Below are 21,372 nucleotides of genomic sequence, written 5' to 3'. Positions count from 1 at the left end.
GTACTGGTTCTCAGAAGCCTGCGGTGATGCGGGTGAACTCCCAGTCGGGCTGGGCGATGCCGCTGCAGTTGGAGACCACTCCGCCGCCGGCGCAGCCGCGGTCACGGTTCACCGACCAGAACGCCAGCCGGCCCAGACCGTTGGACTTGGCCCAGTTGGTGATGTTCTGCCAGGTGGCCGTCGTGGTCAGCTCCTGCTGGTCCGACAGACCGTTCATGCCCGAGATGCCCTGGTGGGCGTAGGCCTGGGCGGTCGTCCAGCCGAAGGTCGCCTTCAGCTTGTTGTTCAGGCCCTGGGACGCGCCGACCGTGTCGTTGTAGATGTTCGAGCTGCCGAAGTCGAACGGCATCAGCGTGAAGATGTCGATGTTCGCGCCGAGGGCCGCGGACCGCTCGATCAGCCGGTTGCCCCAGTAGTTCGGGCCGGTGGTCGACGTACCGAAGGTGAGGATCGTCTGGATCCCCGGGTTGTTCTGCTTGACGATCTTGAGCGCATTCAGGATGCGGTCCTGGACGACCTCGCTCTCGAACTCGTCGGAGTTCTCGATGTCGATGTCGATCGCCTTCAGCCCGTAGGCGTTGATCACCTGCTGGTACGCCCCGGCCAGCGCGTCCGGCGTGCTGCAGTTCGGGCCGAGCTTGTTGCCGCTCCAGCCACCGATCGACGGCACGATGTCGCCACCGCCCGCACGGATCGCCGCGATCGCATTGGCATCCGCACTGCCCTGCAGCGGCCGGCTGCCGTCCCAGGCCGGGTTGCAGCCGCCGGACGACAGGATGAAGGCCATGGTGAACCACTTGATGCCGGTCGCGTTCATGACGGTCGCCGGGCTCGGCGGGTCACCCCAGCCCATGTAGAGGTACGGCGCTGCCTTTGCGCTGCCGGTGTTCCCACCGCCAGTAGTGGTCTTGACGGAGATGCTGCTGCTCTTCGCACCCTCTCCGGCGCTGTTGGACGCGCTCACTTGGTAGCTGTACGTCGTGTTCGCAGTCAGCCCGGAGTCCGTGTACGACGTACCGGTCGGGCTGCCGACCTTCGTGCCTTTGCGGTAGACGCTGTAGCTGGTTGCTCCGGAGGCTGCCGACCACGTAAGGCTCACAGACGACGAGGACGCCGTACCGGAGAGGCCTGTGGGTGCAGCGGGTACGGTGCCGCCACCGCCGCCTGTGCACGAGCCGCCGTTCAGCCGGCAGGCGGCGAGGCCGGGGAAGTTGCCGGGGCTGCCGTTGAAGCCGAAGCTGGCGGTTGCGCCGGGTGCGAGCGGTCCGGCCCAGCTGGGCGGGGTGAAGGTGTGGGTCTGGCCGCTAGTCGTGTGCGTGGCGTCCCAGGTGCTGGTGACGGTGTAGCCGGACGGGAAGTCCAGTGCGACCGACCACGTGCTCAGCGAGCTAGTGGTGCCGTTGGTGATGGTCACCTTGCCCTCGAAGCCGGTGCCCCAGTCGGACACCTTGGTGAATGTCGCGGTGACACCTGCGGCGTTGGCTGCGGGGACTGCTATCAGCGAGAGGACTACTGCGGTGATGGCTGCAATCGCCATCGAGATGCGTTTCATGATGCTCCGATCAGTGGGCGGGACGTGATCAGACCTGGCCCCAGAGTGCGGGGACGTTCGGTGGCTCCCAGCCGGTCAGGGAGGTGTGACCCTGGATGCACTTGTAGGTGAGGCCGTTGTAGGTCACCAGCGCACCGGTCGCATACGCCGTGTTGGGCGCCCACGGGGTGGCCCTCGGAGGCGTCTGCGTCGGCGTCGGGGTGGTCGGCGTCGGGGTCGTCGGCGTCGGCGTGGTCGGCGTTGGGGTGGGAGTCGGTGTGGGCGTCGGAGTCGGGGTCGGCGTGGGGCCTGTGCACCCTGGCGTGTCCGCGTTGACTGCGTTGACGACGGCGTTGAAGAGAGTGGCACTGGTGTCGAGCGCTTCGAGGGAGTACATCATCGCGCCGGCCAGGCCCTTGCAGTGCTGGTAGTCCGCCTTCGCTTTGATGGACTGCGCGTTGTCGCCGGTCCAGAACGTGCCGCCGCTGTAGAACCAGCTGGCCTTGGTCGTGTCGTCGAAGTACGTCGCATTCGGGTCGTCGACGAAGCCGGTGAGCTCCTTGTAGAAGGAGACGCCTGGCACGTTGCCGCTCAGCGCATGGCCGTCAGCCGGGCCGGTAGCCGGCTGGTACTTCCCGTTGGCGGTGCTGGGGACGCCCTTCCAGCCCCTGTAGTAGAAGGGATATCCGATGGTCAGCTTGTTCGCCGGGAACCCGCCCGGGATGCCGTACGCCGCGTCGCCGGTGGTCCACGCCTTCACGGCTCCGTCGATCGAGTACTTGGCCGAGCCGGGCGGGATCGGCGTACTGGGGTCGTCCGGAGCCTGGTAGAGCGGGTCCTGGAAGTTGGTCGGCCCGGTGGCGTCCCAGCCGCCGTGCATGTCGTACGTCATCACGTTGTTGTAGTCGAGGTACTGCCCGATCTTGCCGGTCTCGATGGTGGCGATCTTGTCCTGCCCGGCCGGAGTGGCCGCGGTCAGGTAGTAGCGCTTGCTGGTCTGGTTGCCGTAGGCATCGAGCTGGCCGCGGAGCTCGGCCAGCAGCAGGGTGAAGTTCTGCTTGTCGGCGGGGCTGTAGTGGTTGCCGACGTGGCCGTTCGGCGAGCCTGGGTACTCCCAGTCGATGTCGATCCCGTCGAAGATGCCGGCCGCCGTACCGGGGCCGCCGAAGCCGTCGATCACCGGCAGGTCGCCCTTGAGGAACATGTTCACGCACGAGGTGACGAACGCCTTGCGCTTGGCATCGGTCGACGCGGCGTCGGAGAAGTACTTCGAGTACGTCCAGCCGCCGATGGAGATGAGGATCTTGAGGTTCGGGTAGCGCACCTTGAGCTTCTTCAGTTGGTTGAAGTTGCCCTGGATCGGCTGGTTCCACACGTCACCGACGCCGTCCACGCTGATGTCCGCGCCGTACGACTTGCCGTAGTCGGCGAACGCGTCGCCGGCACCGTCACCCGCGTTCGGGTTGTTCTCGTCCTGGGAGGCGGCCTTGTTGGCCATGAAGCAGGTGTGGTCGGTCGGATGGATGTTGGCGAAGGCGTAGTTGAGGAAGTCCAGCTTGCCGGCCGCGCCGGTGCTGATCAGGTTCTTGGGGTAGAACGCGTTCGCGTAGATACCCCACTGGGTGAAGTACGCCGTCTTGACGCCACCACTGATGGCGGCGGTGACGGTCGCGACGGCCGGGGGCGGTTCGGCCGTCGCGACCGAGATCCCCGCGGCGGTGATCAGAGCGGCGGCAGCCGCGGCGGCGAGGGTGCTTCGCAGTCGAGTCATCGGGGGTCCTCCGGAGCTGGGGGCGGGCGGTCCGGTTGGGGGCGGGGGCGTCCACTGAAATTTAGGCAAAGACTCTTCGAAAGGAACGGTAACGGTTCCGGGCGGGTTGGTCGCGGCCTCGCGGTGGCGGATTCCCGCTGCTGACGGAAACCCGACAGGCCTTTGTCCACAGGGATTTCGATCACTCGCCGAAGTGCCTGCCGACGACTGCATCTTCTAGGCATGGACACTTCTTCCCCTCCCCGGCCCGCATCGGTGCTCTTGGCAACAACCGATGAACTGCTCCTCGACGACCTGCTCCGCCTCGCCGCGGCCGCATCCGTCACACCCGTGGTGGAACACGACTTGCTCGGCCTGCGCCGCAGCTGGCACGCCGCGGGTCTGGTGGTCGTCGGCCACGACCTCGCCGAGCCACTGGCCCGCGCCGAACCCGTACGACGATCAGGCGTCGTCGTCGCGGGCTCGTCGTCTGGTTCGGCTGACCTCTATCGGTGCGCGTTCGGTATCGGCGCCGATGCCGTTTTCCGTTTACCCACCGACGAGTCGGCGCTCGCCGGCAAATTCGCCGACGCGTTGGACGGCGGCGTCCGTACGGCGAAGACGCTGGCCGTCGTCGGTGGCTGCGGGGGAGCGGGCGCGACCACGCTCGCATCGGCGGTCGCTGTGTTCGGCAACCGGCGTGGGTTCCGGACGATGCTGATCGACGGCGATCCACTCGGCGGGGGTATCGAGCTGGCTCTCGGCATCGAGCACGACGACGGCGACCGCTGGCCGAAGCTCCTCAACGCGTCCGGTCGGGTGAGCGCCGCCGCGCTCCGCTCCGCCTTGCCGACTGTCGACGGGCTGTCCGTGCTGTCCTGGGATCGGTCGGACGTGACAGTCCTGCCACCGGAGACGATGAGCGCGGTGCTCGGTGCTGCCGAGCGCAGTAGCGACCTCGTCGTGGTCGACCTGCCTCGCCGAGCGGATCCGGCGGTCGAGGAAGGCTTCGTCCGCGCCAGCGCTGTGCTGCTCGTCGTACCTCGTGACGTTCGCTCGACAGCCGCCGCGAAACGATTGGTGGGTCCGCTGCGCGAGGTCGCCGGCGAACTGCGCGTCGTCGCGCGCGACTCCCGGCCGAACGGTCTGTCGCCTGCCGACGTTGCAGCTCACCTGGGGTTGCCGTTGGCAACGAAGCTCGGGTTCGAGAAGGACCTGCCGACGGCGATGGACCAGGGTCGGTTCGACCCGCGGCCACGTGGTCCGCTCGGTCGCGCGGCCGCCGAGATCCTCGACCTCTTCGGGCTGTACGGATCGGCCGCGGCATGAGCGCCACCCGTGAACTCATCGACCGAGTGCGGAACATCCTTGCCGTGATGGGTGCCGAGCCAACGCCCGCGAGCGTGGCAGCTGCTCTGCGTGCCGACGGCAGTCTTTTCGGCGATGCCACGGTGCTCGCTGTCTTGGAGGTGTTGCGCCGGGAGGCGTTGGGTGCCGGACCACTCGACACCTTGCTGTCCGAGCCCGGCATCACGGACATCCTCGTGAACGGACCCGACGAGGTCTATATCGACCGCGGCTCCGGCCTCGAGCGGGTCCTGGTCCGCACTGGCGACGAGCCCGCCGTACGACGTCTTGCCACCCGCCTCGCGGCGGCAGCCGGTCGTCGACTCGACGACGCTACGCCGTTTGTCGACGTACGCCTGAATGACGGCACACGGTTCCATGCGGTGCTCTCCCCAATCGCAGCGCCGGGAACCTGTTTGTCCCTGCGGGTGCCGTCGCGGAAGGTCTTCTCCCTTGATGACCTGGTTGCCGCCGGCGCGCTTCCTGCGGCGGGTGTGCCAGTGCTGCGGGATCTGCTGGCCTCGCGGGTGGCGTTCCTGATCAGCGGCGGTACGGGGACCGGGAAGACGACGTTGCTCAATTGCCTGCTGTCGCTGGTGGATCCTTCGGAGCGGCTGGTTCTGGTCGAGGACGCGAGCGAGTTGCGCCCGGACCATCCACATGTCGTGCGCCTGGAGGCACGGCCTCCGAACGTCGAGGGGACTGGCGAGATCACCCTGCGGGACCTCGTGCGGCAGGCGCTGCGGATGCGCCCCGACCGCCTGGTCGTCGGCGAGGTCCGTGGTGCCGAGGTGGTTGATCTCCTGACTGCGTTGAACACCGGCCACGAAGGCGGCTGTGGCACGGTCCACGCCAACTCGGCCGCCGACGTACCAGCACGCCTCGAGGCCTTGGGCGCACTCGCCGGCCTCACCCGCGACGCGCTGCACAGCCAGGTCGCCTCGGCCTTGCATGCCGTGATTCACCTGACCCGGGCCGCCGACGGCGTACGCCGCATCTCCGAGATCCGAACCTTTGACCGCCTACCAAACGGCGAGGTCGTGACGCGCCCGGCCGCGGAGTTTCTCCCCAACGGCAACGTGAACCTCCACCACCCTTTCATGAGGCCCTTGGCAGGGGTCGCATGAGCGCCGATCTCCTTGCTGCTCTGCTGGCGTTTGCCGCGGCTGTCTTGATCCTCCCGCCTCGCGGCCGCGGACTGCATCGCCTGACCGCTTCCGCACCCACTCGACCTGTGGCGCTGAACCGTCGCTGGCTGCTTGCTCCGCTAGCCGTGACCGTCGCTTGTGTTGGCGGCGCCCAGATCGTGGTGTCCGCCCTCGCGCTGGCAGTTGTTGCTTCCTTGGTGATCATCCAGCGCTCCCAACACCGGCGTCGCTCGGCCGCGGCTGCTCGCCGTACCCAGGTCATCGAAGCCCTCGACGTCCTCGCCGCCGACTTGTCGGCCGGCCGCCCACCCATCGATGCGTTGGAAGGCGCTGCATCCATTTGCCCCGACTTCCAGATCGCCCACGCTGCCGCGAAACTCGGCGGCGACGTCCCGCGAGCCTTGGAGGCGGCGGCTGACTCTCCCGGCGCCGACGGGCTCCGCGCGCTCGCGGCCGCGTGGCAAGTGGCCGAGGAATCGGGCGCCGCGTTCGCATCCCTCACCGAACGCCTCGCGATCTCCCTCCGCGCCGACGAAGCCATCCATCGACAAACAGAGGCAAGTCTGAGCGGCGCTCGTTCGACGGCTCGCATCCTCGCCGCCTTGCCGGTCTTCGGCATAGCCCTCGGCTACTCGCTCGGCGCGAAACCACTCAACTTCCTCACCGCGACTCCCGTCGGATGGCTGTGCCTGGCGTCAGGTCTAGGGCTCACAGCTCTCGGCCTGCACTGGACCGCCCGAATGGCGGAGGTCCAGGCATGAGCCAGCTAGCTGCCGCTGCCAGCGCGGCCGTCACCACCTACCTCTTGATTCCCGCGCATCCCGACCTACGACGGCTGTCGCCTTATCCTCGGCGCACTCGCGCGCGCCCGCCCCGGCTGCACCGACTCGCGGCAGCTGCTGCCGCTGCAGGCCTTCTCATGATCCTCGGGCTCCCATGGGGCGCACCTTTCGCGGTTGCAGCCTTCTACGGCATCCCCGTCGTCCTAGCCAGGCTGGAGCCGGCCGCGACTCGACAACGTGCAGCGCAGATCAGCCGCGACCTGCCGCTTGCTGTGGAACTACTCGCGGCCTGCTTGCGCGCGGGACGACCTCCGCAACAAGCCCTCACAACCGTCGCCACCGCAGTACGCGGCCCGCTCGCCGAGCTCTTCACCAAGGTCGCCCACCACCTCACCTTGGGCGCCGAACCTCTCGACGCCTGGGCCGAGCTCAGCGCCGAGCCGGCGTGCGCATCCTTCGCGCGGGCCATCCATCGCTCGATCCGCTCCGGCGCGCCTCTCTCGAAGACCTTGGAGCACCTTGCCGACGACACCCGTCAGCTGCACCATCACGCCGCCGACCAACGAGCCCGTGCGATCGAGTCACGCTCGGCGCTGCCGCTGGGCTTGTGCTTCCTGCCTGCCTTCGTCCTGCTGTCGATCGTGCCTACCATCGCCGGTTCGGTCATCCCGTACCTGCTCTTATAGGAGCCCTGGGCAACTATCAGAGTTATCCCCAAGCTCGAAACTCCTTCAGAAAAAGGACTCTGACGACGGCACCTTGTCAGTGAGTGGTCCGGACGAGCCGGGCCGCAGATTCGGGAGGTATCAGATGTCCAAGGCGCTGGTGGCGGTTCGTCACCGTCTTCGCACCCGTTCCGAGCGCGGAGCGGCCACCGCGGAGTATGCGGTCAGTGTCGTCGCCGCCTGCGGGTTCGGCGGCATCCTGGTCGCGCTGCTGAAGTCCGACCTGATGGACAAGTTGCTCAGGGCAATCATCAACTTCGCCCTGCAGATCGCCGGTGTGGACGGCGTCCAGCTCTGACCGTACGGCGAACCGGCCGTGGGCGCCCCTCATGCCCGCGGCCGGTCGCCACCACCCCTGAAGGAGACGAGATGCAACGTAAGAGGCTCGAACGCGGCGCTGTCATCGCGGAGGTGGCCATCGTCCTGCCGGTGCTGCTGTCAGTGGTGTTCCTCGGCGTCTGGTGGATCGGCATCATCATGGTCAACATCCAGTGCATCGACGCCGCCCGAGACGTGGCCCGTGCCGCAGCCCGCGGCGAAACCCCCGAAGCGGCCCGCGAAATCGGCCGCCGCGCGGCGCCCGACAACGCCACCATCGAGATCCGCCAAAGCGGGCCCGACATCCACGTCACCGTCACCGCCACTCCCCACACGAACGCCCCACTGCTCACCGCGCTGCCCGCCCCCACCCTCAAAGCCGAAGCCACCCTCCAAACCGAACCCACCCAAGGAGGAACGCCGTGAACTCAATCCGATGGGTTCGAACCGAACGTGGCTCCGGCACGCTCTTCGCCCTCTCGATGGGCCTACTCCTCCTCACAGCCCTCACCCTGGTCACACTCTGGTCAGCCATCTCCACAGCCCGCCACAAACTCGCCGCCGCAGCCGACCTCACCGCCCTCAGCGCAGCCCAATCCCTCCAGTCCGGCACTGCCCCCTGCCCCACAGCCCACCGAATCGCCACCACCCACCACGTCCAACTGACCCACTGCCAAATCACCGGCACCTCAGTAACCATCCAGGTCCAGACCCAACTCGACCTACCCGCCGTCCCCCACGCAATCCTCACCACCACTGCCCGCGCAGGTCCCGGCTAACCCCTCCACTCCACCACCGAAGCCAACGCGAGCACGGGCCCGCACCACCATGCGTGCTCCCGCGCACCCAGCCTCCCGCCACCTGCAAGGCGACCTTCCCCTCGAGCCACTGGCGAGCATCCACCGCCCGCATATCGCCCTTCCGCTCTCCGACCTAGCCTTTCCGCCACAGCCGGCGTCAGTCGGCCTAGCCCCTCCAGCACGGCTGACCCATTTCCGGCCGAGACCCACCCCCGGCCGAGATCCACCCCAACACTCCCGCGTCCTCGTCGCCGAGCCGGCTAACTCCGGCTGAAGTAGTCCAGCAGGCGACGTGCGTACGGCTCCCGTTCTTCAGCTGTAGCCGGGTCCGGCAGGTGGCGGGTGTTATAGAGCTCGTCGCCGTCGTACCGCGGGAAAACATGCACGTGGTAGTGCCACGCGTCCTGGTAGCCGGCTGGCTCATTGTGCTGTCTGGTGGAGACGCCATCACAGCCGTAGGTGGATCTGATGCCTATGGCAACCTCCCGTACGACGTCATGCACAGCGTGCCCGCAGATCGCCGGCAGGTCGTACAGATTCTCGTAGTGCTCAGTCGGCACCACCAGCACATGCCCACGGTTGTTCGGCCACCACCGTGAGGCGACGAAGGCCATCGCATGTTCGGTCCGTCGCACGATGTCTTGCTGGCGGGTGAGACCGTCCTCCCCACCAGCAAGCACCAGGCAGAACGGACACTGATAACCCACAGGTTCGTGGTTGAACATGCGATGGCCTCCACCTGTCTGTCGGTGCGACGTCATTTTTGCGTATACCCGCTTCTGCGGTCGTCCGAGTGTGACGTTTCCCCTTGTGGATAAGGGATATCAGCTCACAGTCAGCTTGCTTCGGCATCCAATCGAACATATGCTCGGATACATGTTCGACGATGACCTGGATGAGCTCGACACCGCGGACCTGCTGGTCGCCGCGGCGCAGTTCGTCGACGTCCAAGAACACGCGGCGGTGCGGCTCCTGGAGGCCGCCCTCGCCTTCGCCGACCGCTATGCCGTGGTCAACTACGACAGCGGCGAGGTGCTGCCCGGCACCGAACGCTTGAAGGTGTACGGCGGTGACGGCTGCCCGGGTGTGGCCGAGTTCGCCCCGGTCGAGTTCGGCGCCGTCACGAGGATGTCCACCGGCGCGGCGTCGTCGTTCATCGGTGAGGCGTTGGCGTTGCGGCACCGGCTGCCCAGGATCTGGGCCGCCGTGCTGGCCGGGAACGCGGTGCCCTGGCGGGCCCGCAAGATCGCCCACGCCTGCCTGTCGCTGTCGCTGGAGGCGGCCGCGATCGTCGACCGCCGCGTCGTCGGCATCGTCAACACCGTCACCCCGACCAAGCTCGCCACGATCGTGAAGGCCGCCATGTGGGAGGCCGACCCCGACCTGGCCAGGGCCCACGCCGAGGCCGTCGCCAAAGCCCGCGGCGTCTACGTCGGCCCCTCCGACGACCACGGCACGAAACGGTTCTGGGTCCGCGCCGCCGCCGGCGACGTGATCCGGTTCGACGCCACCATCAACGACATCGCCCACGCGTTGAAGATCCTCGGCGACCCCGACTCCCTGGACGAGCGCCGCGCCAAGGCGATCGGCTGGATCGCCGACCCCGCCGCCGCCCACCACCTCCTCCAGGTCGCCCGCTACCTCGCCCGCACCCGCCCCCACATCCCCGACAACGACGACCCTGGCCACACTCACACGCCTACCGCCGACCGGCCTGCAACCAGTACCGAAGCCACCGCGCCCGCCGCCGCTCCCGACGAGCGGCCTGCGCCGGACGACTGGCCGCCGCCGGAGGACGACACTGTCCTGGACGACGACGACCACGGCGACCACGACCACGACGGCGGCGACGACCACGACCACGACGGCGACGACCACGACGGCGACGACCACGACGGCGACGGCGCCCACGGTGACGACGGGCATGACCGCACCGCCGGGCGCGACTGGACCAAGCCGGCTGACGACACCGTCTCGAACGACGGGGTCGGCGGCGACGACCGCACTGCGGCACGCGACTGGACCAAGCCGGCTGACGACAACGACCGCGACAACGGGCACAACGCGGACGACTGGAATGCTTCGGACGGCCGGATGGCTCCCCGGGGCGACCCGGGCCCGGGGGACTCGTGCGATCCTGACGCCTCGAGCGACTCGGCCACACAGTCCGCGCAGCCGACAAACGACACCAGCAACAGCACCGCAGAAACCCCGCGTGCGACGAATGGCCGCCACGCGCCGAACGACCACTGCGCCCCGGGCGACGACACTGGGCTGGATGGCGGGCGCGACGTGTACGACCGCAACACGGCGGACGACTGGCCGGCACCGGACGACGGGCACAACACGGACGATCGCAACGCCACGCACGACTCGATCGGGCCGGACGATGGCGCCGTCCCGGACGATTCACACGACGCGGACGACGCAGACGACTGCAACGACGCGGACGACGCGACCGCGCCGGATGACGACGCTGTCCCGGACGACGGGGGCGACGCGTACGACTGGAATGCGTCCTACAACCGGGATGGCCCGGAGGACTGGATGGCTCCCAATGACGATCCGGGCCCGGAGGACTGGGACGACCCGGATGACCACGGCACGGCGGCCAACACCGGCCAGTCTGGCGTGCCTGGGAACGAGGCGGCCGACGACGCGTTCACGCGGCGGATGCTGGCCGGGTCACTTCCGGCGCGGCTCGCCGCGCTTAAGCAGCACGCCTACAGCCACGGCCTCGCCGCCGACACCGGGCAACGCCCCAACCGGCACACCCTCTACGTCCACCTCACCGACAGAGCACTTGCCACCGGCAACGGCGTGCTGCGGGTCGAAGAACTCGGACCGCTGCTGCTCAACCAACTGAGCGAACTGCTCGGCCACGACCAGATCATCGTCAAACCGGTCATCGACCTGCGCGAACAGGTGAATGTCCACTGCTACGAAATCCCCGACCGGATCCGCGAACGCGTCCGGCTGCGGCACCCGGTCGACATGTTCCCCTACGGCGCCGCCGAAGCCACCACCCGAATGGACCAAGACCACATCACCCCCTACGACCGAACCGGCCCACCAGGCTCATCTGGCCAGACCGACCCCGACAACCTCATACCGCTCGGGCGACTCCACCACCGCGCCAAAACCTTCGGCGGATGGAGAAGCCGCAGGCTGCCCACCGGCGGCGTGGAGTGGATCAGCCCGCACGGCTTCCGCTTCCATGTCGACCACACCGGCACCCACCCCATGCCACCGGACGGTATGGCGGATCCGAGCTGAGGCGGCTGGGGGCTGCATGATGTCGCCGTCGCGGGAGCAGAGGCGGTCCGACTGCTCATCGACTCCGGAGAGCCGGGCAACCGGTCATTGCCTGAGCGGTCCGGAATGGCCGGGACACCAGGAGGCCTGACTGCCCGCACTAGCATCTGCGCATGCCTCTGCTCGTTGATCCGGCCTTGCCGCAGGGAACATTGCGGGACGCCGCGCAGCCGCGTCTGGCGACGAACGACGGACTGGTACTGCGACCGTGGCAGGGGAGCGATGCAGCCGCGGTGCGGGACGCGTTCGCCTGTCCGGACATCCAGCGCTGGCATGTCAGGCGACTCGACAGTCTCGAGGAGGCACGTGAGTGGGCGGGGCAGTGGGCCTACCGCTGGGACAACGAGACAGCGGCGAGCTGGGCGGCCGTCGATGGGGATGACCAACCGCTCGGCCAGATCGGACTGCGCAACATCTCTCTGGCCGAGGGCTCAGCCGGCGTGTCCTACTGGGTGACCCCGGCGGCCCGGGGTCGTGGCATCGCTGCGAGGTCAGTGGATGCCTTGTCCGCTTGGGCTTTCGGGCTGATCGGGTTCAACCGGCTGAACATCCAGCACTCCACCGCCAACACCGCGTCCTGCCGGGTCGCCGAGCGCACCGGATACACGCTCGAGGGCACGCTTCGGCAGGCGATCAAGCACGCCGACGGCTGGCACGACTGGCACGTTCACGGCCGCCTGCGCACCGACATCTGAGCACTAGCGCTTTGGCTGCGGGGGACGTCGACAGTGAGGCGGTGGTGACGGGCCTGTTCGCGACGGCGTACGCCTGGCCCGGGAGTTCACCGGGGCCCAAGGCCAACGGTCCGGCGGGGACGTCGCGTTTGAAGAGGCTTGGTGGTTGGTCGGTGGTACCGATGGTTTCAACTGAGCTGAGCCAGGTGATGCGACCTGAGCGAGAGGAGTGGTTCTGAAGCGGTCGCGATCTGGTCGCAATCTGGTAGAGATGGGGCGTTGATCTGGACGGCGTACGCGCGGTCGCTCCATGATCTGGAACCGAAGTCCTGCCCATCCTCCCGGACGCACTTCCCCGGCGCCCGGCGGTCACCTCGGAGGCCCGTTTGCCCGACCGCATCCGGCTGTTGCTGGTCGATGACCAGATCCTCAGTCGAGGCGTCCTCAGAAACGGTCTGGAACGCGAACGCGACCTCGAGATCGTTGCCGAGCTCAACCGCAGCGACGACGTGGTCGGCGCCGCGAAGCGTCACCGTGCGAACGTGGCGCTGCTCGACACCGCCGGTCCGGGCAATGCCAGCATCACGATGACCACCGAGCTGAGGACGTCGATCCCGGAGTGCCGGGTGGTCATGCTGACGACGTACGGGCGCCCGATCCATCTGCGCCGCGGGCTCGAAGCCGGTGCCAAGGGTGTCGCGCTGAAAGGCAGTCCGGTGCCTCAGTTGGCGGATGCCGTACGACGGGTGCACCTGGGTCTGCGGGTGGTCGACGCCAACCTCGCGGCCGAGACGCTGAAGTACTCCGAGAGCCCGCTGAACGACGACGAAACCGACACTCTCCGCGCGGCCCGCGCAGGTGGTTCGGTCGCGCTCGTGGCCCGCAAGCTCGAGGTCTCCGAACGGGTGGTCCGCAAGCACCTCTGGTCCGCGATCGGCAAGACCGGCGCGCGGACCCGCGCCGACGCCATCCAGATCGCCGAACGCAACGGCTGGCTGCTCGACTAACCGTCCAGCTGATCCAGCAACCACCGCGGGCCGGCGGCCGTAGCGCCGACGGCCTCGATGCGCTGGCGCAGGCCCCGGTCAGCGGTGACGACGGTGACATCTGGGACGTTGTCGGTGAGCTCTGTGGTGACCGCGACAATGGTGTCGTCGCCGGAGCCATCGGCCAGTACGACGCGGAGCGCGCCGACAGCTGGAGCGTCGGAACCAGACACAGCCGCTCGCGCTGCGCCCTCCAAGATCACCACGACGTCGGCTGACGATTGCAGGCGCTCCTGGAAGGCGGCCAGCCTCACCAGCAGCCGCCGCGCGGCGCCGGGGCGGTCCCGCCACCAGCCGTCGGGGCGTGAGCCGATCACGTTGGCGGCGTCGACCACGATCACCTGATCCGGTCCGGTCATCATCAGCCCAGTCTGCCCCCTGCTTCCACGCTAAGCGCAGATGGAGAGGAACTCGCCCGTGTGTGTCACCAGCACATGTGGGCCTCGGGCAGCAGCCAATGACTGCACAGCTTCTCGTACGGCGTGCCGCGAGCCGTCTGGCCCAATCACCAACGTGTTCGGGGCACCGACGGCTATCAGTTCGTCGCCGGCGCGGACTAGTACAGGAGCGGTATAGGACGCGGCGACAGCGGTGCGGCCGGCGGTGAGGGCTTCCAGGGCGGCTGACACTAGCTCGTCCGGCCCTTCGGCGGGGGCGTCTACCGCGATCCACGTCGTGGGGGAGCCGGGTGGGGTGAAGGATGTGGGGTTGTGCCAGTCGCTGCCGCCGATGGGCGTCGTATTGTCGAGTCCCCAGGCTTGCCACCAGGCGATGGGGCCGCCCCAGGTGCGGTCGAGCCAGACGGAGTTCCAGATCTCGGCCAGCGGTGGGTGCTCGGGTAGTGGTTGGCGCCAGGAGCAGTCGCCGCCGAGCGGGTGGTTGATCGACAACAGGCCGCCGCGCTGGGCGACCTCGGAGACCCAGGTGGACGCGGGCCGGCGGAAGTCGATTGCGCCGATGCTGCCGAAGGCGTTCGCGTGGCCGGAGTCGGTTGTCACCTCCTGGCCAGGGATCAACCCGATGCCGAACTTCTTGCCGATCTCGGGCAGTTCGAGGTGATGCGCGACGGTGTTGTGGTCGGTGACCGCCAGTACGTCGAGTCCTGCGGCGACTCCGAGCGCGGCGAGGTTGGCGACCGGTGTCGAACCGTCCGAGTGCAGCGAATGCACATGGAAGTCGCCGGCCACCCACTTCAAGCCTGGGGGTGCCGGCAGCGACCGACGCGGTGGACGAGCCGGTACGGCGACAGCCGCGGTGGCGGCGGCGTATTCCGCGAGGCCGGGCACCGTGGTGACTGGACCGGTGACGGCTTCGACGATGAGTTCGACGCCTTCGACCGGCAGGCGGTGGAGGCCGAGGACAACCCACCAGGTGCCGGCTTCGAGGTCGCCCGCGAGGTAGCCGGGGGTTGCTGCGGTCGGCGTGATGGCGAACGTCTGCCGAGCACCACCGGACCAGCCGCGCCAGCCGGCCGCACCCTCGCAGCCGATGTCGATCACAGCGCCTTCGACCGGTGGAATGGTCAGCGTGACGAGCAGTCCGGGGCAGCCGGCCGGGATGTCGACCGGCAGGGAGTGGTAGACCGACTCGGCGCGATCGTCGAGGGTCCAGTGGCGGCGGTACGTCGTAATGGCCATCAGCCGACCACAGCCGGCTGCCGGGCCAGGAGTTCGCCGGATTCCCTGTCATACAAGAGGACTCGCGAGGCCGGAGCTGTCAGGACCACCGCCGCGCCCGGTGCTGGCTCGTCCTCTTCCGGAACTGTCACGCCGACCAGCGTCCCGTCACAGTCGACGGTGACCAACGACTGCGTCCCAAGGTTCTCCGCCACAACCACCTGACCGCGCAGCACTGGACCGCTCACGTCACCCGTAGCCAAGGTCAAATACTCCGGCCGCACCCCAACCGTAACCTCAGCCCCGACTGGAGCCGAGCCGGTCGATGCCGCCAATGAGCCCCCGGCGACCGAGACGCTGCCGCCGGATGGCGTGGAAGCCACTGTGCCCGGGAGGAGGTTCATGGGGGTGGAGCCGATGAAGTTGGCTACGAAGGTGTTGGTGGGGCGGGCGAAGACTTCGCGTGGGGTGCCGAGTTGGCGGAGCTTGCCGGACTCCATGACCGCGATGCGGTCAGCCAACGCCAATGCCTCGGCCTGGTCGTGGGTGACGAAGACCGTGGTGATGCCCAGGTCTCGCTGGAGCTTCTTCAGGAACGTGCGAGCCTCCAGCCGCAGCCGTGCGTCGAGATTGGACAGCGGTTCGTCGAGGAGCAAGACCTTGCCCTGGGACGCGATCGCACGGGCCAGCGCGACCCGCTGTTGCTGACCGCCCGACAGTTGCGCCGGCTTGCGTTCCAGTAGGCCCTGCAGCGACAGTTCGGCCGCGGTCCGCTCCGCTGTCGACGCCCGGGTGGCGGCAGCGACTCGTCGTACTTTCAGGGGATAGGTGATGTTCTCGGACACGTTCATGTGCGGGAACAGGGCGTAGTCCTGGAAGACCATCGCGACGCCGCGCTTGCCCGGTTCGGTGCGGGTCACGTCGGCGGCGTCGATGCGGACCTTGCCCTCGGTCGCCTGTTCCAGGCCCGCGATCGTCCGCAGCAGCGTGGTCTTGCCGCAGCCGGACGGGCCGAGCAGGGCGAAGAACTCGCCGTCTTCCACGTGCAGATCGAGTCCGTCGACCGCGCGTACGCCGTTCGGGTAGACGGTCGCCAGGCCCTCGATGTCGATGCCCGCCATCAGCTCTTGATCCCTCCATGGAAGCGGAACCCGTAGCGCGAGTTCACCAGTAGGTACAGCACGACGACCGGGATCGAGAACAGCAGCGCGAAGACCGGGATCACCGACAGGTTGGCGCTGCCGCCCTCGTCGGTGAAGGTCTGCTGCAGTACGGCGGCCGGCTGCTTGTCGATCGACCGGATCAACAGGAACGGCACCAGGAAGTTGCCCCAGGCATTCACGAAGGCCCAGACCATGATGGTGGCCAGACCGGGCCGCGCCACCGGCAGTACGACGTCACGCAGGATCTGACCGGTGGACGCGCCGAAGACACGGGCCGACTCTTCGTACGACTTCGGCACTGCGTCGACGAAGTCCTTCAGGATGAAGATTGCCGCTGGCAACAGCCCGCCGGTCATCACCAGCGCGACCCCGAACCGGGAGTCGATCAGCCCGAGCTGGAACATCATCACGAAGATCGGCACCATCGCCGCCGTGCCGGTGACAACCGATGACAACAGCAACAATCCGTAGAGCAATGCGTCCCGGCCCGGAATGCGAACCCGCGACAACGCATACGACGCCAGCGCGGCGAACGCGGTGACGGCGACCGCGGTGGCCACGCAGATGAGGAGCGAGTTCACCAGTGAATGCAGCGCATACGGGTGGTCGAGGGTCTTGCGGACGTTGTCGAGCGTCCAGTCCGGCCAATGCACGCCAAGGCCTGGGTTCTTGTCGAACGGCGCGGAGGCGATCCACAGCATCGGGACCGCGAAGAAGAAGGTGATCGCGCAGATCAGTACGTAGAAGCCGATCCGCCGTACAACATAAGTCATGAGCGCCTCCTCAGCAGCCGGAGGTAGATGAGCGAGACCAGCAGGTTCGCGATCAGCAGCAGGAACGAGATCGCCGAGGAGTAGCCGAGTTCCCCGCCCTGCAGCGCCACGTTGTAGATGTAGACCGGCACCGTCTCGGACTCGTGGTTGGGCCCGCCCTTGGTGAGCAGGAACGGCGAGAAGTCGTTCGCCGTCCACAGTGAGATCAGCAGCGTGTTGGTCAGCACGTGCCCGCGGATGTGCGGGAACACGACATCCCGCAGCGTCTGCCAGCCCGACGCCCCGACCATCCGCGCCGACTCCAGCTGCGACGGCGGGACGGCCTGCAGCGCGGACGAGTAGAGCATCATCGAGAACGCCGTACCCCGCCAGGTGTTGAAGATGACCAGGCATGCCATCGGGTAGTCGATCAGCCAGGCCGTGCCGGGCGTGCCGAGCATGCTGTTCAGCGTGCCGCCGTCCCGGTCGAAGAACGCGACCCACAGGTACGCGACCACGGTCGACGGAAGGATCCAAGCCAGCAACACCAGGCCTTCGACAGTACGACGTACGACGGGACGCGCGCGGCGCATCACCCAGGCGAGGGTGAAGCCGAGGAAGTTCTGGCCGATGATCGCGGAGCCGAGGACGAACAGCATCGTCAGCCACAGCGCATTGTGGAACAGCGTGTCGTTCAGCGCGTCGGTGTAGTTGCGCAGCCCGACGATCGAGGGCGAGATCGCCTCGATACCGGTCAGGCGGTAGTTGGTGATGCCGATGTAGATCGTCCAGAGCGCCGGGAAGACCAGAAACGCGCCGATCAGCAGCATGGCCGGCGCGACGAAGCCCAACGCACGGCCGACGCCGAGTCCGGCGACGTCCCGCGCCGGTTGGCGCGGGACACCTGCGGATGCGGAAGCCATCAGTTGCTGGTGACCTTGTCCTTGCCGCCGGCCGCGGTTTCGACGGCCTTCTCGTACGCCTTCGCCGCGGCGTCGGTCGACCTGCCGCCGACCACGTCCGCGGTGGCCTGCTGCAGCGCGGCGGAGATCTTCGGGTACTCCGCCAGGCCCGGCCGGAACTGCGTGATCGGCAGGACCTTCGTGGCGACGAAGTTCAGCATCGGGTCAGTGGCGAGCACCTCGTTGTTGACGTCGGTGCGCTGGGTGATCTTGGCCGCGCCGTCCAGGGACGCCTTCACCATCTCCGCCGAGTTCATGAACTGCAGCAGCTCCCAGGCTTGCTGCGGGAACTTTGTGTTCGGGTTGATCACGGTCGCGCCGCCGCCGGACATCGAGACGTAGTCCTGGCCCTTCACGCCGGTACCAGGCTTGCTGGCCGGGATCAGCGCCCAGCCGACGGCGGTGTCGCGGTCGGCCATCTTGGCGACGCCCTCCTTCGGCTCCACCACGCTGCGCCAGAAGTAGTCGCTCTCGGCCAGGATGCCGATCTTGTTCGCGGCGAACTCGGCGAATGACTTGTCCCGGCCCTTGGCCTCGCGCTGCAGCACCGGGTCACCGAGGCCCGTGCTGTAGATCTGGTGGTAGAAGTCGAGCACCTGACGCAACTGCGGGGTGTCGCCGAGCCACTTGCCGTCGGTGTTGACCGTGGCGCCGGTTCCGACCAGGAGCGGCAGTACGCCCTGCATGGTGGTCGCCTCGCCCATCGCCGTACCGGCGTTGATCTGGATCGGTGTCACGCCGGGTAGCTTCTTCAGGGCCTGACCCGCGGCGATGATGTCGTCCCAGGACTTCGGCTGCCAGTCGGCCGGCAGCCCGGCCTGCTGGAAGAGCTTCTTGTTGAAGAAGAGCACCCGGCCGTCGGTGCCGCCAGGGACGCCGTACCGCTTGCCCTCGAAGCTGCCGAGTTGCTGCACCGTCTCAGGGATCTGCTTCCAGCCGTCCCAGTCGTCCACCTTGGCCGCGTCGCCGACGGTGTCGGTCAGCGGCTTGATGTACCCGGCCTGGGCGAACTCGCCGACCCAGATGCCGTCGATCTGGAACAGGTCCGGCCCGGACTTGTTCTGCAGGTCCAGCGACAGCTTCTGCTTGTAGACCTCGTCGTCGGAGCCATCACCCTGGAACTTGACCGTGACGTCGACGCCCTTGCCCTTCTGCTCGGCGACGAACTTCGGGATCAGCACGTCCTCGATGAAGGTCGCGCCGGCGCTGCTCTTGCCGCCCTTCACCGCGTTCGAGCCGATGGTCAGCTCGACCTTCTTCGCGTCGGCGTTGCGGTTCGCGTCCTGGTCGCCAGTGCCCGAACCGGACGAGCCGAGGCAGCCGGTGAGCAGCAGGAGGGCCGCGGTTCCGAGTACGGCGGGGCCGGACAACCGCGAGAGTGATCGCATCGGGGGTCTCCTTGCGAGTCGGTACAGGGGCCGGTGTCAAAGATTGGCACTCTTGGGCGACTATGTGAAGACTTTTGCCCAACCGTCGAGCAAACGCTTGTCAGATGCTCTCGGCAACGAGTTGTGACCGTGTCAAGTCCGGATCCTGTGTAGGCCATTGCGACCTGGTTAAAGTGCGCTCAAGGTTCTGCGACAAGAGGTAGTTGACTAGATACAGAACGTGATAACTGGTTGTAGCGTCCATGCCGATCGGTTCAGTGGATCGGAGGTGAAAGCACATGCTGTTGCACGGACTGGCTTGCCTTCTCGACGACCTGTTCTGGCACTGCCACCATCACTGCTGGTGGTAACGCCCGGCCGGCTGGTGACGGCCGCGGACTCGACGGATGGACGGTGACGACGACGCAAGGCTCCCGCTGACGCGCAAGCAGCGGGGATCCCGAGGTCATCCCCGAGCACCGCTACCCGCCGAACGTGATCACCAGGGACAAAACTCAAGGAGTGCGATCTCGAAGGAGCGAGAAACAAACGGCCGGCCCCGACATCGTCGGGGCCGGCCGTCCTCTGTGTGGCTGAGGATCCTCCTTGGCTGTCAGCGCTGAGCGAGCTGCATCATCTGCTTCGGCAGCTCGGTCATCTGAGCCGGGATCGGCGTCATCGGCCGGACCAGTTGCAGCAGGCTGGATGCGGCGTTCGCGATCGGCAGTGGCAGGGCCAGGCCCAGAGCTGCCAGCAGCGCGTTCACGAGTGCCAGGACCGCACCCAGGATGTCCAGACCCGGCAGCGGCAGTCCGCTCCACGCCTGGACCGGCGTACCGGTCGCGGACATGCTTCCGGTCGGCTGTGCCTGCTTGGCCTTCCCCTTGCCGAGCAGAGATGTGAGGGCGAGACCGCTGGCGGCGTTCACGAACGTGCCCGCGCTCTCGTCGTAGGACCACTTCTGCCCGTCACCGGCGCGGCAGGGCAGCACCAGCAGTGGCGCGGAGGCCGGAACCTTCGCCAGGTCCGCACCGCTGTCCAGGCAGGCGCCCGTCTTGGCAAGGGCGCCACCGACGCTCTTGCTCATCGCGACCTGAAGCTGGCCGGACTCGGTGTAGATCCACTCCTGGGTCTTCCCCTCCTTGCCTGGCGCGCAGGCCATCATGACCGCCATCGGGACCTTGGCGGCTGACACGAAGGTGAGGCAGTAGCGCGTGTCGGCACGAGTGGCGATCTGCTGCGCCACGCCTACCTCCACACCCGGCTGAGCGCCGGATCCGCCCGGTGCCGGGTTGGCCGCCTGTGCCGGTACGGCGGTGGCCAGCGCGACGCTGACGGCGAGAACCGCGACGCCGGTCCGGCTCAACAACTTACGGATGATCAAGACAACCTCCAGAGGTCGTGCCATCTCAGTAGCGTCAGGTCGTCGGGACCCCGCAGCGTGAGCGCGGTATGGCCCGGAAGGGCAACAGTGACTCAGCGCGACGTTGACGCCACAACCAGTAAGGCACAGGAGCCGCGGCGGTGGTTATGGCAAAAGTGTGAAACTTGATGCCAATGGCAACTAACTGCCAGGGCAAAGTCGTTGCGCATGGCACCGAAATCCGGCCGGGTCACCGCCGTGCCGCCGCCGAGTGGAGGCTGTGTGTCGATCGTGATGTTACGGCAATCTCTGTATATCAGGGAAGATCCGTGCGTCAGTTGATGCCCTAGGCAACGGTTTGTTCAGTGGGGTTGCTTGTGCTCACTGGGGTCTGTCTCGACGGTTTCCTCGGTCGCCGGGCGCTCCACTTGCTCGATCGCCGGGGGTTCGTCAGCTGCCTTGGTGGCGCGCAGCTCGCGCATCTCCTTCCGGCGGCGGAGGTCGCGGCCGAGTCCCTTCTTCGTCAGCCACACCCCGAACAGCAGCGCGGCGCCGGCGAGCGCGCCGAGGAAGAACACGGTCGGCACCGAGACGCCGAAGTCGACACCGAAGACCTCCATCGTGGTGGAGGCACTTGACGAGACAGAGACCCCAAGGCCGAACAGTACGGCGAGGGCGATCAGGACGAGTCCGAGGACGGCCATGGCAAGCTG

General features: G+C 67.5%; 21 protein-coding genes. 10 read left to right on the top strand and 11 right to left on the bottom strand.

Going from position 1 to position 21,372, the window contains the following annotated elements; translation table 11 throughout:
- Positions 1 to 10: 10 nt before the first annotated feature.
- Positions 11 to 1,552 carry a glycoside hydrolase family 18 protein gene (locus tag EV646_RS16100; protein ID WP_132149236.1) on the bottom strand — a complete coding sequence of 514 codons (1,542 nt, stop codon included), beginning with the start codon at positions 1,550 to 1,552 and terminating at the stop codon, positions 11 to 13.
- 28 nt (positions 1,553 to 1,580) lie between these two features.
- Positions 1,581 to 3,302, bottom strand: a complete 1,722-nt coding sequence (locus EV646_RS16095) for a glycosyl hydrolase family 18 protein (RefSeq protein ID WP_132149234.1) — start codon at positions 3,300 to 3,302, stop codon at positions 1,581 to 1,583.
- 222 nt (positions 3,303 to 3,524) lie between these two features.
- Here EV646_RS16095 and ssd point away from each other — a divergent pair, with 222 nt between their 5' ends.
- The 7 genes from ssd (at position 3,525) to EV646_RS16060 (ending at position 8,380) form a co-directional block, all read left to right on the top strand.
- Entirely contained in the window at positions 3,525 to 4,610 is a 1,086-nt protein-coding gene (gene ssd, locus EV646_RS16090) for a septum site-determining protein Ssd (RefSeq protein WP_132149232.1), read from the top strand.
- The gene (locus tag EV646_RS16085; protein WP_132149230.1) at positions 4,607 to 5,755 is read left to right on the top strand and encodes a TadA family conjugal transfer-associated ATPase; all 1,149 of its coding nucleotides are present in this window, start codon (positions 4,607 to 4,609) and stop codon (positions 5,753 to 5,755) included. The genes ssd and EV646_RS16085 overlap by 4 nt, the downstream gene beginning before the upstream one ends.
- The gene (locus EV646_RS16080) at positions 5,752 to 6,537 is read left to right on the top strand and encodes a type II secretion system F family protein (RefSeq protein ID WP_132149228.1); all 786 of its coding nucleotides are present in this window, start codon (positions 5,752 to 5,754) and stop codon (positions 6,535 to 6,537) included. The genes EV646_RS16085 and EV646_RS16080 overlap by 4 nt, the downstream gene beginning before the upstream one ends.
- Positions 6,534 to 7,244 carry a type II secretion system F family protein gene (locus EV646_RS40075; protein WP_241996024.1) on the top strand — a complete coding sequence of 237 codons (711 nt, stop codon included), beginning with the start codon at positions 6,534 to 6,536 and terminating at the stop codon, positions 7,242 to 7,244. The genes EV646_RS16080 and EV646_RS40075 overlap by 4 nt, the downstream gene beginning before the upstream one ends.
- A gap of 124 nt (positions 7,245 to 7,368) precedes the next feature.
- On the top strand, positions 7,369 to 7,581 hold the full coding sequence (locus EV646_RS16070) for a DUF4244 domain-containing protein (protein ID WP_132149226.1): 213 nt from the start codon (positions 7,369 to 7,371) through the stop codon (positions 7,579 to 7,581).
- A 71-nt stretch (positions 7,582 to 7,652) separates the two neighbouring features.
- Positions 7,653 to 8,027 (top strand): TadE family type IV pilus minor pilin, encoded by a 375-nt coding sequence (locus EV646_RS16065; RefSeq protein ID WP_132149224.1) that lies wholly within the window; start codon positions 7,653 to 7,655, stop codon positions 8,025 to 8,027.
- Positions 8,024 to 8,380, top strand: coding sequence for an Rv3654c family TadE-like protein (locus tag EV646_RS16060; RefSeq protein ID WP_132149222.1), 357 nt, complete (start codon positions 8,024 to 8,026; stop codon positions 8,378 to 8,380). Before EV646_RS16065 ends, EV646_RS16060 begins: the two co-directional genes overlap by 4 nt.
- 281 nt (positions 8,381 to 8,661) lie before the next feature.
- Here the strand turns inward: EV646_RS16060 and EV646_RS16055 are convergent, their stop codons facing one another.
- Positions 8,662 to 9,126 carry an HIT family protein gene (locus tag EV646_RS16055; protein ID WP_132149220.1) on the bottom strand — a complete coding sequence of 155 codons (465 nt, stop codon included), beginning with the start codon at positions 9,124 to 9,126 and terminating at the stop codon, positions 8,662 to 8,664.
- A 151-nt stretch (positions 9,127 to 9,277) separates the two neighbouring features.
- Between EV646_RS16055 and EV646_RS16050 the strand changes: the two genes are divergently transcribed.
- From EV646_RS16050 to EV646_RS16040, 3 genes are all read left to right on the top strand, one after another.
- Positions 9,278 to 11,677, top strand: a complete 2,400-nt coding sequence (locus EV646_RS16050; protein ID WP_158290970.1) for an HNH endonuclease signature motif containing protein — start codon at positions 9,278 to 9,280, stop codon at positions 11,675 to 11,677.
- A gap of 152 nt (positions 11,678 to 11,829) precedes the next feature.
- Positions 11,830 to 12,411 (top strand): GNAT family N-acetyltransferase, encoded by a 582-nt coding sequence (locus EV646_RS16045; RefSeq protein ID WP_132149217.1) that lies wholly within the window; start codon positions 11,830 to 11,832, stop codon positions 12,409 to 12,411.
- Positions 12,412 to 12,776: 365 nt separating this feature from the next.
- Entirely contained in the window at positions 12,777 to 13,397 is a 621-nt protein-coding gene (locus EV646_RS16040) for a response regulator transcription factor (protein ID WP_132149215.1), read from the top strand.
- Here the strand turns inward: EV646_RS16040 and EV646_RS16035 are convergent.
- The 8 genes from EV646_RS16035 to EV646_RS16000 form a co-directional block, all read right to left on the bottom strand.
- Positions 13,394 to 13,798: an NYN domain-containing protein gene (locus tag EV646_RS16035; RefSeq protein WP_206752041.1), complete on the bottom strand. Its 405-nt coding sequence runs from the start codon at positions 13,796 to 13,798 to the stop codon at positions 13,394 to 13,396. The two genes, EV646_RS16040 and EV646_RS16035, sit on opposite strands and share 4 nt — an antisense overlap.
- A 27-nt stretch (positions 13,799 to 13,825) precedes the next feature.
- Entirely contained in the window at positions 13,826 to 15,073 is a 1,248-nt protein-coding gene (locus tag EV646_RS16030) for a CehA/McbA family metallohydrolase (RefSeq protein WP_132149213.1), read from the bottom strand.
- Complete coding sequence (locus tag EV646_RS16025; RefSeq protein ID WP_132149211.1) at positions 15,073 to 16,173, bottom strand: ABC transporter ATP-binding protein; 1,101 nt, start codon at positions 16,171 to 16,173, stop codon at positions 15,073 to 15,075. Before EV646_RS16025 ends, EV646_RS16030 begins: the two co-directional genes overlap by 1 nt.
- Positions 16,173 to 16,988 (bottom strand): carbohydrate ABC transporter permease, encoded by an 816-nt coding sequence (locus EV646_RS16020; RefSeq protein WP_132149209.1) that lies wholly within the window; start codon positions 16,986 to 16,988, stop codon positions 16,173 to 16,175. Before EV646_RS16020 ends, EV646_RS16025 begins: the two co-directional genes overlap by 1 nt.
- Entirely contained in the window at positions 16,985 to 17,890 is a 906-nt protein-coding gene (locus tag EV646_RS16015; protein WP_132149207.1) for a carbohydrate ABC transporter permease, read from the bottom strand. Before EV646_RS16015 ends, EV646_RS16020 begins: the two co-directional genes overlap by 4 nt.
- Positions 17,890 to 19,317: an extracellular solute-binding protein gene (locus EV646_RS16010; protein ID WP_132149205.1), complete on the bottom strand. Its 1,428-nt coding sequence runs from the start codon at positions 19,315 to 19,317 to the stop codon at positions 17,890 to 17,892. Before EV646_RS16010 ends, EV646_RS16015 begins: the two co-directional genes overlap by 1 nt.
- Positions 19,318 to 19,909: 592 nt before the next feature.
- Positions 19,910 to 20,704: an RICIN domain-containing protein gene (locus EV646_RS16005; protein ID WP_132149203.1), complete on the bottom strand. Its 795-nt coding sequence runs from the start codon at positions 20,702 to 20,704 to the stop codon at positions 19,910 to 19,912.
- A 317-nt stretch (positions 20,705 to 21,021) separates the two neighbouring features.
- Positions 21,022 to 21,363: a hypothetical protein gene (locus EV646_RS16000; protein ID WP_241996022.1), complete on the bottom strand. Its 342-nt coding sequence runs from the start codon at positions 21,361 to 21,363 to the stop codon at positions 21,022 to 21,024.
- Between the last annotated feature and the right edge of the window lie 9 nt (positions 21,364 to 21,372).

This window comes from Kribbella antiqua (genome assembly GCF_004345665.1).
GTDB lineage: Bacteria > Actinomycetota > Actinomycetes > Propionibacteriales > Kribbellaceae > Kribbella > Kribbella antiqua.
This window is presented reverse-complemented; position numbering and strand designations above follow the sequence as displayed.

Bases quoted from the DNA above. Each gene is read 5' to 3' on its own strand.
- EV646_RS16100 (WP_132149236.1), bottom strand. From the start codon at position 1,552: ATGAAACGCATCTCGATGGCGATTGCAGCCATCACCGCAGTAGTCCTC.
- EV646_RS16095 (WP_132149234.1), bottom strand. From the start codon at position 3,302: ATGACTCGACTGCGAAGCACCCTCGCCGCCGCGGCTGCCGCCGCTCTG.
- ssd (WP_132149232.1), top strand. From the start codon at position 3,525: ATGGACACTTCTTCCCCTCCCCGGCCCGCATCGGTGCTCTTGGCAACA.
- EV646_RS16085 (WP_132149230.1), top strand. From the start codon at position 4,607: ATGAGCGCCACCCGTGAACTCATCGACCGAGTGCGGAACATCCTTGCC.
- EV646_RS16080 (WP_132149228.1), top strand. From the start codon at position 5,752: ATGAGCGCCGATCTCCTTGCTGCTCTGCTGGCGTTTGCCGCGGCTGTC.
- EV646_RS40075 (WP_241996024.1), top strand. From the start codon at position 6,534: ATGAGCCAGCTAGCTGCCGCTGCCAGCGCGGCCGTCACCACCTACCTC.
- EV646_RS16070 (WP_132149226.1), top strand. From the start codon at position 7,369: ATGTCCAAGGCGCTGGTGGCGGTTCGTCACCGTCTTCGCACCCGTTCC.
- EV646_RS16065 (WP_132149224.1), top strand. From the start codon at position 7,653: ATGCAACGTAAGAGGCTCGAACGCGGCGCTGTCATCGCGGAGGTGGCC.
- EV646_RS16055 (WP_132149220.1), bottom strand. From the start codon at position 9,126: ATGTTCAACCACGAACCTGTGGGTTATCAGTGTCCGTTCTGCCTGGTG.
- EV646_RS16050 (WP_158290970.1), top strand. From the start codon at position 9,278: ATGTTCGACGATGACCTGGATGAGCTCGACACCGCGGACCTGCTGGTC.
- EV646_RS16045 (WP_132149217.1), top strand. From the start codon at position 11,830: ATGCCTCTGCTCGTTGATCCGGCCTTGCCGCAGGGAACATTGCGGGAC.
- EV646_RS16035 (WP_206752041.1), bottom strand. From the start codon at position 13,798: ATGATGACCGGACCGGATCAGGTGATCGTGGTCGACGCCGCCAACGTG.
- EV646_RS16030 (WP_132149213.1), bottom strand. From the start codon at position 15,073: ATGGCCATTACGACGTACCGCCGCCACTGGACCCTCGACGATCGCGCC.
- EV646_RS16025 (WP_132149211.1), bottom strand. From the start codon at position 16,173: ATGGCGGGCATCGACATCGAGGGCCTGGCGACCGTCTACCCGAACGGC.
- EV646_RS16020 (WP_132149209.1), bottom strand. From the start codon at position 16,988: ATGACTTATGTTGTACGGCGGATCGGCTTCTACGTACTGATCTGCGCG.
- EV646_RS16015 (WP_132149207.1), bottom strand. From the start codon at position 17,890: ATGGCTTCCGCATCCGCAGGTGTCCCGCGCCAACCGGCGCGGGACGTC.
- EV646_RS16010 (WP_132149205.1), bottom strand. From the start codon at position 19,317: ATGCGATCACTCTCGCGGTTGTCCGGCCCCGCCGTACTCGGAACCGCG.
- EV646_RS16005 (WP_132149203.1), bottom strand. From the start codon at position 20,704: ATGGCACGACCTCTGGAGGTTGTCTTGATCATCCGTAAGTTGTTGAGC.
- EV646_RS16000 (WP_241996022.1), bottom strand. From the start codon at position 21,363: ATGGCCGTCCTCGGACTCGTCCTGATCGCCCTCGCCGTACTGTTCGGC.